Source organism: Massilia sp. AB1, from assembly GCF_018119385.1.
GTDB lineage: Bacteria > Pseudomonadota > Gammaproteobacteria > Burkholderiales > Burkholderiaceae_D > Telluria.
In genome coordinates this window covers 1-15,407 of record NZ_JAGKSG010000050.1, presented here as the reverse complement: position 1 = coordinate 15,407, position 15,407 = coordinate 1, and the positions used below count along the sequence as shown (strand labels likewise).

The 15,407-nt window shown below is 67.9% G+C and carries 14 protein-coding genes; 10 read left to right on the top strand and 4 right to left on the bottom strand.

From position 1 onward, the window contains the following. Nucleotides 1-2 precede the first annotated feature (2 nt). From J8847_RS20665 to J8847_RS20650, 4 genes are all read left to right on the top strand, one after another. Nucleotides 3-1,199: an acetyl-CoA C-acyltransferase gene (locus J8847_RS20665; RefSeq protein WP_211526594.1), complete on the top strand. Its 1,197-nt coding sequence runs from the start codon at nt 3-5 to the stop codon at nt 1,197-1,199. 194 nt (nt 1,200-1,393) lie between these two features. Then, on the top strand, nt 1,394-2,173 hold the full coding sequence (locus tag J8847_RS20660; protein WP_211526593.1) for an enoyl-CoA hydratase: 780 nt from the start codon (nt 1,394-1,396) through the stop codon (nt 2,171-2,173). 23 nt (nt 2,174-2,196) lie between these two features. Next, on the top strand, nt 2,197-3,000 hold the full coding sequence (locus tag J8847_RS20655) for a DUF4262 domain-containing protein (protein ID WP_211526592.1): 804 nt from the start codon (nt 2,197-2,199) through the stop codon (nt 2,998-3,000). Nucleotides 3,001-3,185: 185 nt separating this feature from the next. After that, on the top strand, nt 3,186-3,623 hold the full coding sequence (locus J8847_RS20650) for a hypothetical protein (RefSeq protein WP_211526591.1): 438 nt from the start codon (nt 3,186-3,188) through the stop codon (nt 3,621-3,623). Nucleotides 3,624-3,656: 33 nt separating this feature from the next. Here the strand turns inward: J8847_RS20650 and J8847_RS20645 are convergent, their stop codons facing one another. Continuing rightward, a complete protein-coding gene (locus J8847_RS20645) occupies nt 3,657-4,166 on the bottom strand; it encodes a HEAT repeat domain-containing protein (protein ID WP_211526590.1) in 510 nt (169 codons plus the stop codon). Nucleotides 4,167-4,178: 12 nt separating this feature from the next. Further along, nucleotides 4,179-8,021, bottom strand: a complete 3,843-nt coding sequence (locus tag J8847_RS20640; RefSeq protein ID WP_211526589.1) for a hypothetical protein — start codon at nt 8,019-8,021, stop codon at nt 4,179-4,181. Between the two features lie 284 nt (nt 8,022-8,305). On the opposite strand from J8847_RS20640, the gene J8847_RS20635 reads away from it, so the two are divergent. From J8847_RS20635 to J8847_RS20625, 3 genes are read left to right on the top strand one after another with little or no spacing between them, the layout of a single operon-like run. Beyond that, a complete protein-coding gene (locus J8847_RS20635) occupies nt 8,306-9,460 on the top strand; it encodes an MFS transporter (protein ID WP_211526604.1) in 1,155 nt (384 codons plus the stop codon). A 26-nt stretch (nt 9,461-9,486) separates the two neighbouring features. Further along, nucleotides 9,487-9,900: a secondary thiamine-phosphate synthase enzyme YjbQ gene (locus J8847_RS20630; protein ID WP_211526588.1), complete on the top strand. Its 414-nt coding sequence runs from the start codon at nt 9,487-9,489 to the stop codon at nt 9,898-9,900. A 31-nt stretch (nt 9,901-9,931) separates the two neighbouring features. Next, nucleotides 9,932-10,327, top strand: a complete 396-nt coding sequence (locus J8847_RS20625; protein ID WP_211526587.1) for an OsmC family protein — start codon at nt 9,932-9,934, stop codon at nt 10,325-10,327. A 4-nt stretch (nt 10,328-10,331) separates the two neighbouring features. On the opposite strand, the gene J8847_RS20620 is transcribed toward J8847_RS20625, so the two are convergent. Continuing rightward, nucleotides 10,332-11,549 carry an MFS transporter gene (locus J8847_RS20620; protein WP_211526586.1) on the bottom strand — a complete coding sequence of 406 codons (1,218 nt, stop codon included), beginning with the start codon at nt 11,547-11,549 and terminating at the stop codon, nt 10,332-10,334. Nucleotides 11,550-11,683: 134 nt separating this feature from the next. On the opposite strand from J8847_RS20620, the gene J8847_RS20615 reads away from it, so the two are divergent. Then, a complete protein-coding gene (locus tag J8847_RS20615; protein ID WP_211526585.1) occupies nt 11,684-12,025 on the top strand; it encodes a DUF4326 domain-containing protein in 342 nt (113 codons plus the stop codon). A 1-nt stretch (nt 12,026) separates the two neighbouring features. On the opposite strand, the gene J8847_RS20610 is transcribed toward J8847_RS20615, so the two are convergent. Further along, on the bottom strand, nt 12,027-12,650 hold the full coding sequence (locus J8847_RS20610; RefSeq protein ID WP_211526584.1) for a head GIN domain-containing protein: 624 nt from the start codon (nt 12,648-12,650) through the stop codon (nt 12,027-12,029). 267 nt (nt 12,651-12,917) lie between these two features. On the opposite strand from J8847_RS20610, the gene J8847_RS20605 reads away from it, so the two are divergent. Both J8847_RS20605 and J8847_RS20600 read left to right on the top strand, forming a co-directional pair. Beyond that, nucleotides 12,918-13,388, top strand: a complete 471-nt coding sequence (locus J8847_RS20605) for a GyrI-like domain-containing protein (protein WP_211526583.1) — start codon at nt 12,918-12,920, stop codon at nt 13,386-13,388. A 226-nt stretch (nt 13,389-13,614) separates the two neighbouring features. Further along, nucleotides 13,615-15,288, top strand: coding sequence for an acid phosphatase (locus tag J8847_RS20600; RefSeq protein WP_211526582.1), 1,674 nt, complete (start codon nt 13,615-13,617; stop codon nt 15,286-15,288). Nucleotides 15,289-15,407: the final 119 nt, after the last annotated feature.

Sequence of the window (15,407 nt, the reverse complement as noted above, 5' to 3'; positions counted from 1 at the left end):
TCATGAGCAAACAACTTCAAGACGCATACATCGTCGCAGCGACCCGCACCCCGATCGGCAAGGCGCCCCGCGGCTTCTTCAACAAGACCCGTCCGGACGACCTGCTGGTGCACGCCATCCGCGGCGCCATGGCCGCCGTCCCGAACCTGGACCCGGCCCTGATCGTCGACGCCATCGTCGGCTGCTCGTTCCCGGAAGCGGAGCAGGGCTTCAACGTGGCGCGTAACGCCGTGGTGCTGGCAGGCCTGCCGAACACCGTCGGCGGCGTGACCGTCAACCGCTACTGCGCCTCGGGCATCACCGCCCTGGCCATGGCGGCCGACCGCATCCGCGTGGGCGAAGCCGACGTGATGATCGCCGGCGGCGTCGAGTCGATGTCGATGGTCCCGATGATGGGCCACCACCCCTCCATCAACATGGAGACCTTCAGGGACGAGAACGTGGGCCTGGCCTACGGCATGGGCCTGACCGCCGAGAAGGTGGCCGAGCAGTGGAAGGTGTCGCGCGAAGACCAGGACGCCTTCGGCCTGGAATCGCACCGCCGCGCCATCGCCGCCCAGCAGGCCGGCCTGTTCAAGGACGAGATCACCCCGGTCGAAATCGTGACCCGAACCCCTGACCTGGCCACCGGCGAGATCAAGGTCAAGCGCCGCACCGTGGACCTGGACGAAGGCCCGCGCGCCGACGCCAGCCTTGAGGGCATGGCCAAGCTGAAGCCGGTGTTCGCCGCCAAGGGCTCGGTGACCGCCGCGACCTCGTCGCAGATGTCGGACGGCGCGGGCGCGCTGATCGTCGTCAGCGAAAAGATCCTGAAGGAACACAACCTGACCCCGCTGGCCAAGTTCTCCTCCTTCGCCGTGCGCGGCGTGCCGCCGGAGATCATGGGCATCGGCCCGAAGGTCGCGATTCCCGCAGCGCTGGCGGCAGCCGGCATCACCCAGGACCAGCTGGACTGGATCGAGCTGAACGAAGCCTTCGCCGCCCAGGCGCTGGCCGTGATCCGCGACCTGAACCTGGACACCAGCAAGGTCAACCCGATGGGCGGCGCGATCGCCCTGGGCCACCCGCTGGGCGCGACCGGTGCGATCCGCGCCGCGACCGTGGTGCACGCACTGCGCCGCAACAAGCTGAAGTACGGCATGGTGACGATGTGCGTCGGCGCCGGCATGGGCGCGGCTGGTATCATCGAGCGCGTTTAATTACCCGATAGTGGCCGCACCAGCGTGTGCGATGATGCGGCCGCAAACTATCACCGCGTGGGCGCTCGCTCGAGAGACCACCGGACTCTCTCGCCCCGCCCACCCTACATCGTGGACATGCCGCGACTCGTAGGGTGGGCGGGTCTCCCGCCCACGCGTTCATCCAGCTTAAGAAGAACCGGAGACCCTGAAACATGGACATGCTGATCAACAAGGCCAACGGCCTGCTGACCATCGAATTCAACCGCCTGGAACGCAAGAACGCGATCACCGCCGTGATGTACCAGGCCATGGCCGACGCCCTGGTCGAAGCCGAGAGCGACACCGCCGTACGCGCCATCCTCATCGCCGGCAAGCCGGAAATCTTCACCGCCGGGAACGACCTGGACGACTTCATGAAGAACTCGGCCCCGATTCCTGGCGTGCCTGCGGAAAACCGCCCGGTGTTCCAGTTCATGCGCGCGCTGTCCGGCTCGACCAAGCCGGTGGTGGCGGCCGTCGCCGGCGCCGCGATCGGCATCGGCACCACCCTGCTGATGCATTGCGATATCGTGTACGCGGCCGACAACGCCAAGTTCTCGATGCCGTTCTCGCAGCTGGGCCTGTGCCCGGAATTCGCCTCCTCTCTGCTGCTGCCGCAACTGGCCGGCTATACCCGTGCGGCCGAGAAGCTGCTGCTGGGCGAAGCCTTCGGCGCGCAAGAGGCCCTGGAGATGGGTCTGGTGGCGCGCGTGCTGCCAGCCGCCGAACTGCGCGCCTTCGCCGAACAGCAGGCCGCCAAGCTGGTGGCCCTGCCGGCGGCGTCGATCCGCACCACCAAGTCGCTGATGAAGCGCGCACGCACTCAGCCGATCAACGAGGCAATCGCCGCCGAGAACAAGCTGTTTGCCGCCATGCTGCTGGCGCCGGAAGCGAAAGAGGCCTTTACCGCCTTCTTCGAGAAGCGCAAGCCGGACTTCAGCAAGTTCGACTGAGCCCTCAGTCCAGGGAGACGGTGATGACGGCACATACCCATTCGTTCGCGCATTGGCCGTTCGGCGACGCCGTCGATACCGTCACCTACTGCACCGCCGGTGTCGCCGAGCGGCGGCTGCCGGTATTGCGGGTGTCGCACGATGCCGACGGCGATTGGCAGTTCCTCGATGCGACCACCGAATATCCGGGAGAACCGGTCCTGCTGTGCCTCGGCTGCGTCTTCGAGCACGATCCCTCCCTGGCCGAGATCAGCGACCTGCCGCTCGGCTGGAGCGCCTTTCGTCCGGAAGTCGGCGCGGAGTGGGAACGCTGGGAGAAAGAGGCCGAGGATGAGGAGTGTGGCGGCCACGATTGCAACGGCGAGGAGGCCGAGCGCAGGGCGCTGGCGGACATCGAGCAATATGGCTTGCATATCATCCACGTGGAGGAGGAGGGCGATCAGCCGCCATTTTCCTACTCGATCGGCATCGAACGCACACTTGGCATGCCTGAGCTCATCATGGTTGGCCTCAGGCATGAGGTGGCCCACATGTCGATCCACGAATGCTATGCGCAGATGAAGGCGGGAGCGGATATCCGGCCCGGCGCGCGGGTCCGTGAACTGCTCGGGGGCGGCTTCGAATGCCTGATCGCGGAAGTCAGCCCGGAGAGTATCAAGCAGTACATGGGGTGGGCGCGGTGGCTCCACCAGGGAGACGCGTTCCGCGCCTGGCAGATCGTCTTCCCCAGCACGGCTGGCGTGTTTCCATGGGAAGCGGAAGCTGGCGATTGGTTCCGCCAGTGGCAGCCGCTCCTGGCCGCTGGCCCGATCGAGGAAAGCCGCTGAGGGAGTGCCGGGAAGCGCAGGCTCGTCCTGTTGATGTGGGCTGGGCAACGCTAGCGGAGCAAGCTGGCCTTCCAGTCCATCCGCTAGGCGATGCGTGTGGAAACCGGGTTCGTTCGATCGCCCCGCTCGTCCGATGGCACGGCTCGTCCGATGGTACGGGTCCGTCCGCTATAATCGCCGCACTCATGCGAAACGAGACGACGAAGCGCCGACTGCGCGTATTGCTTGGCTTCCTGGTCGCGCCCGGCCTTCCAGGGCTCCTGGTCACCCTTGTCCTCGGGATCCTGGGGAGCGACTTGACGCTCGTGTCGGGGATGCTGACCTTCCTTGCCTACATCCTTGCCCTGGTCATCGGCGTGCCGGCCTACATGTACGCCAAGGCACGCGGCCTGGCGGCGCTGAAGAAAGCCACCCGGCTGGCGGCCAATATCGGCCTCGCTGCCTATGTGCTGATCGCCGGCTTCGTCACCCTGAGCGGAGCGCTGGCTTCGCCCTTCAATGCAGTCATGACTTTCCTTGCATCCATCCTTATCGTGGTGGTTCCTGTCTTATACGGCGCGTGCGCTCTCTGGCTGTTCCGGCGGATCGCCCTGCGCGATCCGGCGCCTCGCTTCGGCCCCTGAGCAGCCTGAAAGTCGCTGCCCGCCCATGCCCGCTCACGGGACAGAACCGGGCGGCAGCGATTCGGACAGCACGCTGATCACTGCCCTGCTGCCACGGTGGGGCAGGTCGGCCGGGTTGGCCGCCCGGTAGGCCGCCACGGCAGCTGCCGCTTCCGGGCCGCCGATGGTGAGCAGGGCGCTCACGGCTTCCGCGGCAAGCAGGGGCTCGGTGCCTTTCAGGTTCAGCATCTCGGCAAGCTTGTCGATGCCGGCCTCGTTCTTCTGCCGTCCCGCCGCGCGCATCGCACGGATCGCCACATCGCTGTTCGAATCGTTCAACAGCAGCGGCACGGTTTCCTGCGCCTGCTGGTGGTCCATCCATCCCAGCAGCGCCACCGCGTTGTTGCGCACCTTGGGCCTGAGGCCGGGGTAGGTGCCCAGCGCCGCTTCGCACACGACGGTGACCGCCTCGTTGCCCCAGGACTGGATGGTCTGGCCCGCGGTCGGCGGGATCTCGATGGCGCTCAGGATCTTCAGCACGCGCACTTCGTTTTCGGTAGGCATGGCCGGGTCTCCCTAGTTTTGCAGGTCCGCCGTCAGGCATTGGGCGACGGCTGTGGGTACGGCCGTCTGGAACAGCGAAGCGGTCGGCAGCGATGCGGTCTTGCCGTCTTCGAAATTGGTGGCGCCGGTGCGCGCCGGGTCGACCTGGCCCGCATGGATCGCCATGCCGTTCGAGGTGTCCCAGAAAGGATACATGAGAAAGTCCTCGTCGCCGTCCTGGCATTCACGGTTGAAGAAGGTGCCCGGACCTTCGCCCGCGCCGTCGCACTGGTGGCGCAGGCAGAGGGCGTGGCCGATCTCGTGCGCCACCACTTGCTGCCAGTCCACCGGGCCGAGCGGTCCGCCTTCGTCGCCGATGAAGATCGGCCCGCCGCCGAAATAGGCATAGGCAGTGGAGATGTCGACATCGCGCACGAAGAAGAAGTTGAGGGCGCCGGCCACCCCAGGGGCGCCCGTGAACAGGCCCATGTCGGTCGCCGTGTTGAGGCCGGGCCAGACATTGGCGCTGGTGTCGGACACGGTCAGGGTGCCCACCGGCTGCACCAGCCGGAAGACGATGCGCGCCTGTCCCCAGGGGATGCTGACGGAATTCACCGCGCCCTCGACGAACAGGCCGGCGATGTCCGCCGCCGAGCGCGTGGTGCCGACGCCGGCGCTGGTGCCGACCACGCGGAATGCCGCGCAGCGCACCACGATGGTGTCGCTGATGCGCGCCACGCGTTCGTCGCGGCTGCGGCCGCCATCCGGGTTCTGGATCACGATGCGGCGCACGCCGCGCAGTCCGCCCAGGAAGCCGCCGGGGATCTGGAGATTGATGGAGGTGCGCGTCACGCCGAGGACCGGCAGGTTGAAGGCGGCCGCCGGCGGCACCGAGCGGTCTTCGGCGATCACCTGCAGGCCCGGACGGAAGGCCAGGCCGGTCAGGGTCACGTTCTGGTTCTCGACCCAGCGCGTGCCCGGCGCGATGTCGTCGAGCTTGGGCAAGACGCGCAGCATCGCGCGGTTGCTGCGCCTGTCGGTGACGCCGCTGGGACGGATCACCACGGGGTGGTAGCCGCCTTCCGAGTCCAGCGGGACGACGAAGGAAGCGCTGGTGCTGCCGGCGACCGGCCCGAGATTCACGCCGTCGAAATACACGCGGTCGATCGCCGGGTCGAAATGCATGCCGGTGATCTGCACCGTTTGCCCCGGCTCGGCATCGTACAGGTCGAGCGTGAGGATGTGCGGGTTGTTGAAGGCCTGCTGCCATTGTGCGGCGGTGATCGGCAGGAACTGGGAGGCGTCTTCGACGACGCCGGGACCGGGATCGCCCTTGGGACCATCGGCGCCTTCGGCCCCGCCGCCGCCATTCGCGCCGCGCCGCTCGGGCATCTCGTCGCACCAGGTTTCGCAGTCCGCCGTGCCGGCGGGGCCGCCGACGCCGCCCACGCCGGGATTGCCTTTGGGCCCGCCTTCGCCGCCTTCGCCCGGATTCAGGCTGATCGGGGGAGGGGCGGCCGCCATCACGGCAATGCCGGGCGGCGTGGTGAGGACCGTGATCTTGCCTCCTTCGCCGCCGCGCCCGCCCTTGCCGCCGCGTCCGCCGTCGCCGCCCTGGCCGCCCCGGCCGCCGAAGCCCACGTCGCGGCAGCAGCCGCCGAAGAAGGTGCCGTCGGCCCGCAAGCCCTGGGCGCCGTCGCCCCCGCGTCCGCCGTCCTGTCCGCGTCCGCCGTCGCCGCCTTTCTGGCCGTTGAGGTCGATCTGCGGCAGGTTGTTGGTGGCGTCGAGCAGGTACATTGTGACGATCGGGGCGCCGGTCACCGCATCGGCGCCGCCGTTGCGCGAGGGGTGAGGGAAGGCGTCGCCATCCCCGCCATCCTGCCCGTTCTCGCCGGCGGCCGAGCCGTTGGCGCCGCTGGGGGCGGGATTGGGCCAGTAGGCATTGGCCGGCGGCAGCGCCGGCAGCTCCCAGGAGATCTTGCTGGCGCCGTCGTGCAGGATACGGTGCACGATCACGACCAGTTCGCGCACCTCCTTGCCGATCACGACTTGCTGTCCCCGTATATCCCATGACGAAGCCATGATGACGGCGGTGTCGTGCAGCACGTCATTGGGCTGGTAGTACAGGATGGTGTTGGACAGGACTTCGGCAAACGCATAGTGCGTCAGCGGCGGAATGCCGGTGGGCGGCTGCACCACCGGGGCCACGTAGGCGCCGGTGCGCAGGATGCGCATGGGGTCGAGCCGGAAGCGTCCCAGGTCGTTGATGCTGCAGACGCCGGCGGCCGCCATGAAGCTGCGCGCGCGGTCCAGCCACATGCGGATGTTTTCCGGCTCCATGATGGCGTCCGGCACCGTCGTGCCCAGCCCGGGGTTGCGCACCGCCAGCCCGCGCAGGATGCTTTCGATCTGCTCCTTGACGGTGGGGACCAGGTAGCCGAAGCCGTGCACCAGGCGCTCGTCCGGCAGCCGCATGTGGACGATGCCGGTCAGTGCGCCGCCGGACAGGTTGGTCAGGCTGAGCTGGTACTGGCCGCCGGCGGCCAGGTCCTCCGGACGGATCGCGAGGCTCACGCGCGCGGCGCCGCTCACCTTGCGCTTCTCGCTGCCCTGCGGTCCCTGGATCAGCAGCTCGCCCTCGTTGCCGGAGCCAAGGTCGACCATGAATTCCGCCTCGCCGGCCGAACGCACGGCGACATTGCGGGCGTAGGTCGCGCCTTGGGCCAGGCGGACTTCGGCCCGGTCCTCGCCGCCGATGCGCCTGGCGCCGAGCTGGGTGCGCGCGGCGTTGATCGCCTCGCCGAACAGGCGGCTGTGGACGGGCATCGAACGTTTGCCTTTTTGCTCCAGCATGCGGTGGAACAGGGCCTCGGGTTCCGCCGCGGCCAGCTCCTCGAGCGAATGGATGCCGAGTTCGGGCAGCACGCGGGCGATGCCCGCGTAGCGCAGCGGCAGGCCGTCGAAGCGGCGGTCGGGCGGGTCGGGATCGACGACCGGCGCCGGGGCGAGCACCAGCACCGGGATGTCGCCCAGGTCGAACAGGTCGAGGAGGTCGTTGACGTCGGTGTCGTAGCAGGAGCGGGCGTCGTCGTCGAACACGTCCCAGTGGATGGCGCCGTGGGGAATGCGGTCCAGTTCGATGACGCCTTTGCTGAGCTTGGCCTTGCCCTCGAAAACGATTTTTCCGCTGAGCAGGTCGGTGCCGCGCACCTTGAGTTCGCGGGCGCGCGTTCCCCTGACCGCCAGCCGCACGGTGGCGCTGCCGCGCAGAGGCGAACCGTCGAGCCGCACGGCCGCGCGCGTGACGTCGCCTTCGCGCACCTGCAGGCGCATGACATTGCGCCCGGCGCCGGAGGAGGCGGTCCTGAGCTCGTAGTCGCCCGGCGGCAGGCCGCCGCGGCGGAAACGCCGGGTGGCGGGATCGATGGGGATGGCGATGTTGCCGTCCGGTCCGGAGAGGACGGCGGATCCGGTCTTGACCTGCTTCCCGTCCGGATCCTCGAGGCGGATGTCGACCGCGCCCTTGCCGGGACCGAACTCCAGGCGCGGCAAGTCCTTCAAGCCGGCCCGCAGCTGCGCGATCAGGCCTTCCGAGACCTCGCGCGTGGGCACGACGGCATGCACAGGCACCTGTCCCGGCGCGGCGACCGTCACCTCGCTCAGCGGTTCGGGCGCGTCGTAGATGGATGGCCGCAGCGGCGCGCCTGGCGTGGCCAGGGCGCGCACATACCGTTTGCCGGGACCGAGAGGACCGCGTCCCGGCGGCTGCCCGCTTGCGCCGCCCTCGTTGCCGCCGCCTTTGCCGCCATCCCCGCGGCCGCCGCCACCACCCTGGTCGTCGCAGCCGCAACACCGTTTGTCGGGATCATGAGCCATTGTTTCCTCCTGGTGAGCCTGCTGCGCCTGCCGCAAGAACCTGCGGGGTCCTTGCTAATGGAGTCGGGCGCGGGCCCGAAGTTGCGGCGGCCGGTGGCGCCCTTGAGTTGGCGCAAAAGATGGAACCGCGGGCCGGCTGGTCAGGCTGGCGTGACGCGGCGAGCGCCGCTTAGGTCCACTGTAGTACACTGGTCCGGCATTTCAATCAGATTCTCGCCATGTCCACACCGCCTCGCGCACCCGCCGCCGCGCCCGGGTCCTCCCTTGCGCCGCCGGCCACGGTGATGCAGATCCTGTTCTCCGTCGCCTTCGTCCACCTGCTGAACGACTGCGTACAAGCCGTCCTGCCCTCGATCTATCCGCTGCTCAAGCAGGAGTTCGCGCTCAGCTTCACCCAGATCGGCCTGATCACGCTGACCTTCCAGTGCACCGCTTCGCTGCTCCAGCCCTGGATCGGCCTGTATACCGACAAGCGCCCGATTCCCTTCCTGCTGCCGGTCGGCATGTGCGTGACGATGGCCGGCGTCGCCCTGCTGGCCACGGCCGGCAGTTTCGCCATGCTGCTCGTTGCCGCCGGCATGATCGGCGTCGGTTCCTCGACCTTCCACCCCGAAGCCTCGCGCGTGGCGCGCCTGGCCTCGGGCGGCCGCTTCGGCTTCGCCCAGTCGCTGTTCCAGGTGGGCGGCAACCTCGGTTCGGCCTTCGGTCCGCTGCTGGCGGCCGCGATCATCGTCGGCCATGGGCAGGGCCGGATCGCCTGGCTGATGCTGGTCGTGCTGCTGGCGGTGGCGGTGCTGGTGGGCGTGAGCCGCTGGTATGCGGGCCACCTGCGCAACGCGCCGCCCAAGGCGTCCGCGCACGCCGGCCCGGCACTGTCGCGCGGACGCGTGGTGTGGGCGATGACGGTGCTGGCCCTGCTGGTGTTCTCGAAGTACATCTACATGTCCAGCCTGTCGAGCTACTACACCTTCTACCTGATCGAGAAATTCCATGTGTCGGTCGATACGGCCCAGCTCTACCTGTTCCTGTTCCTCGCGGCCGTCGCGGCGGGCACCTTCGCGGGCGGGCCGATCGGCGACCGCATCGGCCGCAAGCGCGTGATCTGGTTCTCGATCCTGGGCGCGGCCCCGTTCACCCTGGCGCTGCCCTATGCGGACCTGTTCTGGACCGCGGTGCTGTCGGTGGTGATCGGCCTGGTGATGTCGTCCGCCTTCTCGGCCATCGTGGTGTTCGCGCAGGAACTGGTGCCGGGCAAGCCGGGCATGATCGCCGGCCTGTTCTTCGGCCTGATGTTCGGCATCAGCGGCATCGGCGCCGCGGCCATGGGCGCGATCGCGGACACCGCCGGCATCGAGCAGGTGTACCGCTTCGCGTCCTACCTGCCGCTGCTGGGCATCCTGGCGGTGCTGCTGCCGCGCATGGAATCGATGCGGCGCTGATGCCGCTGTCTTGTGGAGAGCGTTTCATGGCACACCAGACCATCCTCGAATTCCCGACACCAGGCCGCGGCACGCGCGACATCACCGGCGAGGTCGCGCGCTTCGTCGCGCAATCGGGAGTACAGACCGGGATCGCGCACGTCTTCGTCCAGCACACCAGCTGTTCGCTGACGATCACCGAGAACGCCGACCCCGACGTGCGGCGCGACCTGGAAACCATCATCGCGCGCCTGGCGCCCGACGGCGACCGCGCCTACCGCCACGACACCGAAGGTCCGGACGACATGGCGGCGCACGGGCGCACCATGCTCACCGATACCGGCTTGAGCGTTCCGATCGGAGCAGGGCGCCTGCTGCTCGGCACCTGGCAGGGTATTTATCTGTGGGAGCACCGCACGGCGCCGCACCGGCGCAAGGTGGTCGTCACCATCCTCGGCTGACGGCGCCGACATATTCCACGAGGAGGCAGGCATGCGCATTACCGCTGTTGTCGACAACGCCGCCGCGGCGCACACGGTTGCCGTGGACACCAACGGCACGCACCAGCCGCTCGCCATCCCGGGCAAGCCGGGCGGCGGCTCCGCCGTCAACGGCGGAGAATTCCTGATGCTGGCGCTGGCCACCTGCTATTGCAACGACCTGTATCGCGAGGCGCGAAGGCTAGGCATCCAGCTCGACGGCGTGCAGGTCGAGGCGAGCGCGGATTTCCCCGGCGTCGGCCTGGCCGCCACCAATATCCGTTATCGAGCCAGCGTGCAATCGCCGGCATCAGCGCAGGACGTGGCCAGGCTGCTGGCGGAGACCGATGCGGTCGCCGAAGTCCACAACACCATCCGCGCCGGATGCACGGTGACGCTGGGGAGCTAAGCTGTCAGGCGCCGGGGCCGTGCGCGCTGGAGGGCAGCGTTACCGCCTGCGCGGCCGGCTGGCGGACCGCCGACAGGTAGAGCAGCAGCGAAGCGACCGCGAAGCCGCACAGCACCAGCGGCAGCACCAGCGGACCGGACGGCCCGGTCAACAGGGTAGCGCCGACCAGCGGCCCGATGGCCTTCGACAACAGCGAGGGCACGGCCATCGCGCCGGTGATGGCGCCGTAGTTGCGGGCGCCGAACAGGGCGCGCGGCAGGGTGCCGCGGATGATCGTCAGCACGCCGTTGCTCATCCCGTACAGCACGCAGAACAGCACCACACCCCAGGCCTGCGTGCCGGCCAGGGCCAGCGCCAGCAGCCCGCCGGGCAGGGTGGAAAACACGAAACGGCCGATCACCTGCGGCGTGGCGCCGCGCGCCAGGGTGCGTTCGCCGATGCGCCCCGCCACCTGCATCGGACCGACCAGCGCGGCCAGCAGCACGGCGGTGCTGGCGGCATGGCCGAGCGATTGCAGCAGCGGGATCAGGTGCACCGCCAGGGCCGAGAAGATGAAGACGTTGGCGGAGAAGGCCAGCGCCAGCTTCCAGAAAGCCGGATGGCGCACCGCTTCGCCCAGGGTGTGGCTGTCGCGCGGCGCATGGGCGGGCGTGGGCGGATGCGGGGCGTCGCGCCCGAGCCACAGGTGCAGCGGCAGGCAGGCGGCCAGCTGCAGGCCGGCGTAGGCAAGATAGGTGTCGCGCCAGCCCAGGCGCGAGGAGATTGCCAGGGTCAGCGGCCAGAAGATGGTGCTGGCGAAGCCGGCGAACAGGGTCAATGTCGAGATCCCGCGCGGCGCGCCGAGATCGAGCTTGCGGTTGATGGTGGCGAAGGCTGCCTCGTACAGGGTCAGCGACATGGCCAGGCCGATGACGCTCCAGGCGCCCCAGTAGCCGGCGACGCTGGTGCAGCGCGACAGCCAGGCGAGGCCGAGGGCGCTGACGATGGAGCCCGCCGCCATCACGCCGCGCCCTCCGTGGCGGTCGACCAGGGCGCCCACCGGGGTGGCCGCGACGCCGGCCACCAGCAGGCTCCAGGAGAAGGCGGCGAAGGCGGCTTCCTTGCCGATGCCGAGGTCGCGCTGGATCGCCGGCGCCAGGACGGCAAAGGCGTAGTACAAGGCGCCCCACGAGGAAATCTGCGTGAAGGCGAGGATGCCGATGGTCCTGCGTGCTGGCGACAACGTGTTCTCCTGAAGATGGCGCACGCCGGCAGCATGGGCGTACAGCCTTTACTCTACCGCAGGCGGCGCGATGCTGCTGGGCGCCGCCAGCTCAGGTAAAGTAGCGCCGGCAAGAAGCCAACCAAGGAGACGGGATGAAGCCGCATCGGGTGCAGCTGAGCAGGAAGAAGGGATGGCGCATGCCGGAGAATACGATCTCGGTCGCGCGTCCCGGCAAATGGGGCAATCCGTTTTCGGTGATGCCGGACCTGGCGCCGGGTACGCCGGTCGATTCGCGCGGCGGCAAGCGCTATGTGGCCATGCCGAGCGTGGCGGAGGCGGTGGCCGCCTACCGCCGCTGGGTGACCGAGGATCCGGCGGGCCAGGCCCTGCTGGCCGAAGCCAGGACCGCGCTGCGCGGCCACAACCTGGCCTGCTGGTGCCCGCTCGACGGACCCTGTCACGCAGGGGTGTTGCTGGAACTGGTCAACGACTAGTTCACTTGGCTGCGACCACGCTGCCGATGCCTGCCACCACCTTGTTCAGCTGGCGCGGGTTGCCGTAGTAGGTGAGGCTGCCCATGCCCTGCACGCTGGCGTTGAGGCGGTTCTTGGCGTGCACCTCGACCGAGCCGATGCCTTCGAAGCTGACATCGGCGTCCTGGGCCACCAGGTTGCGGGCGTTGACTTCGCCGACGCCCTGGGCCTGCAGGCGCAGGCTGCGCACTTCGCCGCTCATCTGCAGGCTGCCGGCGCCGCGGTAGTTGACGTCGAAGTGCTCGCCCTTGACGTTGTTCAGCTTGATCAGGCCGGCGCCTTCGCCGCGGAAGCTCGCGATCTCGGGCAGGGTCACGATGACGCGGTCGTCGTCGCTGATCTGGATGTTCGACTTTTCCTTGAAGCTCAGGCGCAGCTCGCCGTTGACCACCTCGCTCGTCACGCGGTCCATGTATTTCTGGTCGCCCTGCACCCGCACCGAATAGTTCTTGCCCACTTCGACCACCAGGCTGACGGGGCCGCGCACGTCGATCGCCTTGAACGGCGTGACGCTGCGCGACTGTTCGCCGGCGGCTGCCGACAGGGAGGCGAGGGAAAGAAGGGCGGCGATCACTACGCGTTTCATGGCTGTCTCCGGTTGGTTGATGAGGCCATTGTAGGGAGCCCCTTGCAAGCCGGGGCCGGTTTGCGACGAACTGCAAGAAACGGGGGCTGGACTGCGGACCGATTTGTTCTGCTTCAACAGCTTCATATTCCGCGCGGAAAGAAAATGAGCGCTGTTCGCAAGGGTTTGAATCATTATCGCGACAATTTACGCGCACGATTGCGTCCATGCCAATATTGTCTAAGAGTTAAGGATATAATTCTTGAGTCCTTTTGCATAGCCGATATCATGCACATCTCAACCGTTACACTACCTGAAATGAAGCTCGCCGGCCTGCCGTTCGCAGGTCCGTTCTCGGTCTTGGAAACGGACATGCCGGAGGTCTGGAAGACCTTCCTCGAACGCGAGCGCGAGCTGGGCGAGACCAATGGATTGCGCTACGGCGTGAATCTGCAAGAAAAGGACGGGGTGCATATCGAGTGCATCGCGGCCGAGGTCGCCGATCTGAACAACCTGCCGCCGGGCATGATCGGGATCCGCATCCCGGCGCGGCGCTACGCGATGCTGACCCACCGCGGTCCGATGGCGCGCGTGCAGGCCACCTATGTGACCGGCTTCGCGGCCATCGAGCAGCTGGGCATGGTGCAGGATACGGAGGGCTTCCGCCTGGAGCGCTACGACCGGCGCTATACGCCGACCCTGCACGACGGCGCGCGGCCCGACAACGCCTACGACATCCTGATCCCGCTCTACGCTTGAGGAATCAAGCGTTAAGAATTGGTGCCGGTATATTTCCCGACCGCCGGCGCCGGTAGGGCGGCTTGCGCCGCCGTGCCCCTTCCCTGAGAGCAGGTGCATTGTGCCGTTCAAATGTGACAGGCGTTTGACGGATCAGCTCCTTTCTTCTTGTTTCCTTTTGTAAAGTACGCGGATAATCGCTGCTTTGGCGGCCGCCTTGCTCATGGCCGCAGCAAGAGGAGAAACCATGCACGACCACAAGAAGGAGCAGGGGGCGCAGGACGCCGCTGCCCAGCCGGACAATCCCGCGCGCAGGCGCATCTTCCAGGCTGCGGCCGCCGCCGGGCTGGGTTCGGCCCTGCCTGCCGTGGCCCAGGCCGCGCCCGCGCGCGCCGCCGCGCCGGCCGTCAAGGGTTCGCTCGACGCCAAGCTGAAGGCGCAGGTCAAGAACGTGGTCGTGATCTACCTGGAGAACCGCAGCTTCAACAACCTGTTCGCCGATTTCCCCGGCCTGGCCTCGCCTTTGCCGGCCTTGCCGGCGGAGGCCGCGCTGCAGCGCGACCGTGACGGTTCGGTGCTGCCTTCGCTGCCGAAGATCTGGGGCGGCATGGTGCCGGGCCGCCAGAACATCGGCGGCAAGGACTACCTGATCAAGGAAGAGCAGCTGGCCAATCTGCCGAACGCGCCCTTCAAGCTCAGCGATGGCGAGGGCAATCCCCTGCCCGAGAGCATCGTCACGCGCGACCTGGTGCACCAGTTCTACCAGAACCAGATGCAGATCAACGGCGGCAAGAACGACGGCTTCGCGGCCTGGTCGGACGCCGGCGCGATGGTGATGGGCTATTACGGCGAGACGCAGAAAAACCTGGGCCTGTGGCAGATCGCGCGCGAGTTCACCCTGTGCGACAACTTCTTCATGGCGGCTTTCGGCGGTTCCTACCTGAACCACCAGTTCCTGATCAGCGGCCGCACGCCGGAATACTTCAACGCCGCGTCGACCCCGGCCAAGTCCAAGATCGCCGTGCTGGAAGACGGCCCGGCCGGCTATCGCCTGGCGATCGCGCCGGATGCGCCCAAGTCGGCGCTGGAGGGTAAACCAAAGTACGTGCACGCCGGTCCGATCACGCCGGACGGCTATGCGGTCAACACCATGGCGCCGCCTTACCAGCCGAGCTGGGTGCGCCCGGCGCAGGGCGGCGATCCGCTGCACGCCGACCCACAGGACCCGGCGGTGCTGCCGCCGCAGACCTACAAGACGATCGGCGACCTGCTGTCCGAGCGCGGCGTGAGCTGGACCTGGTACGGCGGCGGGCAGCAGGCCGCGCTGGATGGCCGCGGGGCGGGGCAGAAGCCGAACTTCCAGTACCACCACCAGCCCTTCAACTATTTCCGGCAGTTCGCGCCGGGCACCAAAGCGCGCGAGCAGCACCTGCGCGACGGCGGCCTGGGCGACAGTCCGATCTCGAACAAATTCCTGGCCGACGTGGTGGCGGGCAAGCTGCCGGCGGTGGCCTTCTACAAGCCCCAAGGCAACCTGAACCTGCATGCGGGCTACTCGGACGTCGAGTCGGGCGACCAGCACGTGGCCAATGTGATCGAGCACCTGAAGAAATCGCCGCAGTGGAAGGACATGGTGGTGGTAATCACCTTCGACGAGAACGGCGGCTGGTGGGACCACGTGGCGCCGCCCAAGGGCGACCGCTGGGGGCCGGGTTCGCGGGTGCCGGCGATCATCGTGTCGCCGCATGCCAAGCGCGGGGCGGTGGATCATAACTTCTACGATACGACCTCGATCTTGCGTTTCATTACGCGCCTGCACGGGCTGCCGCTGCTGGAGGGACTGGCGGCGCGCAATGCGGCGTTCGCGGAGCGTGGGGCGAGGCCGCCGGGGGATTTGACGGGGGCGTTGCGGTTTCGCTGAACGCTTGGGGTAATGGTGAAAGCCAGTCCTGTACGGACTGGCTTTTTTCTTTTATGGCTGCTCGACGAACTGGGGTGCCCCCCCCCGCGGGGGGCCCCCGGGGCGCCCCCCCCCCCAAC

What these genes read in the sequence shown, in the direction of transcription:
- J8847_RS20665 (WP_211526594.1), top strand. Translation starts at nt 3, where the DNA reads ATGAGCAAACAACTTCAAGACGCATACATCGTCGCAGCGACCCGCACC.
- J8847_RS20660 (WP_211526593.1), top strand. Translation starts at nt 1,394, where the DNA reads ATGGACATGCTGATCAACAAGGCCAACGGCCTGCTGACCATCGAATTC.
- J8847_RS20655 (WP_211526592.1), top strand. Translation starts at nt 2,197, where the DNA reads ATGACGGCACATACCCATTCGTTCGCGCATTGGCCGTTCGGCGACGCC.
- J8847_RS20650 (WP_211526591.1), top strand. Translation starts at nt 3,186, where the DNA reads ATGCGAAACGAGACGACGAAGCGCCGACTGCGCGTATTGCTTGGCTTC.
- J8847_RS20645 (WP_211526590.1), bottom strand. Translation starts at nt 4,166, where the DNA reads ATGCCTACCGAAAACGAAGTGCGCGTGCTGAAGATCCTGAGCGCCATC.
- J8847_RS20640 (WP_211526589.1), bottom strand. Translation starts at nt 8,021, where the DNA reads ATGGCTCATGATCCCGACAAACGGTGTTGCGGCTGCGACGACCAGGGT.
- J8847_RS20635 (WP_211526604.1), top strand. Translation starts at nt 8,306, where the DNA reads ATGCAGATCCTGTTCTCCGTCGCCTTCGTCCACCTGCTGAACGACTGC.
- J8847_RS20630 (WP_211526588.1), top strand. Translation starts at nt 9,487, where the DNA reads ATGGCACACCAGACCATCCTCGAATTCCCGACACCAGGCCGCGGCACG.
- J8847_RS20625 (WP_211526587.1), top strand. Translation starts at nt 9,932, where the DNA reads ATGCGCATTACCGCTGTTGTCGACAACGCCGCCGCGGCGCACACGGTT.
- J8847_RS20615 (WP_211526585.1), top strand. Translation starts at nt 11,684, where the DNA reads ATGAAGCCGCATCGGGTGCAGCTGAGCAGGAAGAAGGGATGGCGCATG.
- J8847_RS20610 (WP_211526584.1), bottom strand. Translation starts at nt 12,650, where the DNA reads ATGAAACGCGTAGTGATCGCCGCCCTTCTTTCCCTCGCCTCCCTGTCG.
- J8847_RS20605 (WP_211526583.1), top strand. Translation starts at nt 12,918, where the DNA reads ATGCACATCTCAACCGTTACACTACCTGAAATGAAGCTCGCCGGCCTG.
- J8847_RS20600 (WP_211526582.1), top strand. Translation starts at nt 13,615, where the DNA reads ATGCACGACCACAAGAAGGAGCAGGGGGCGCAGGACGCCGCTGCCCAG.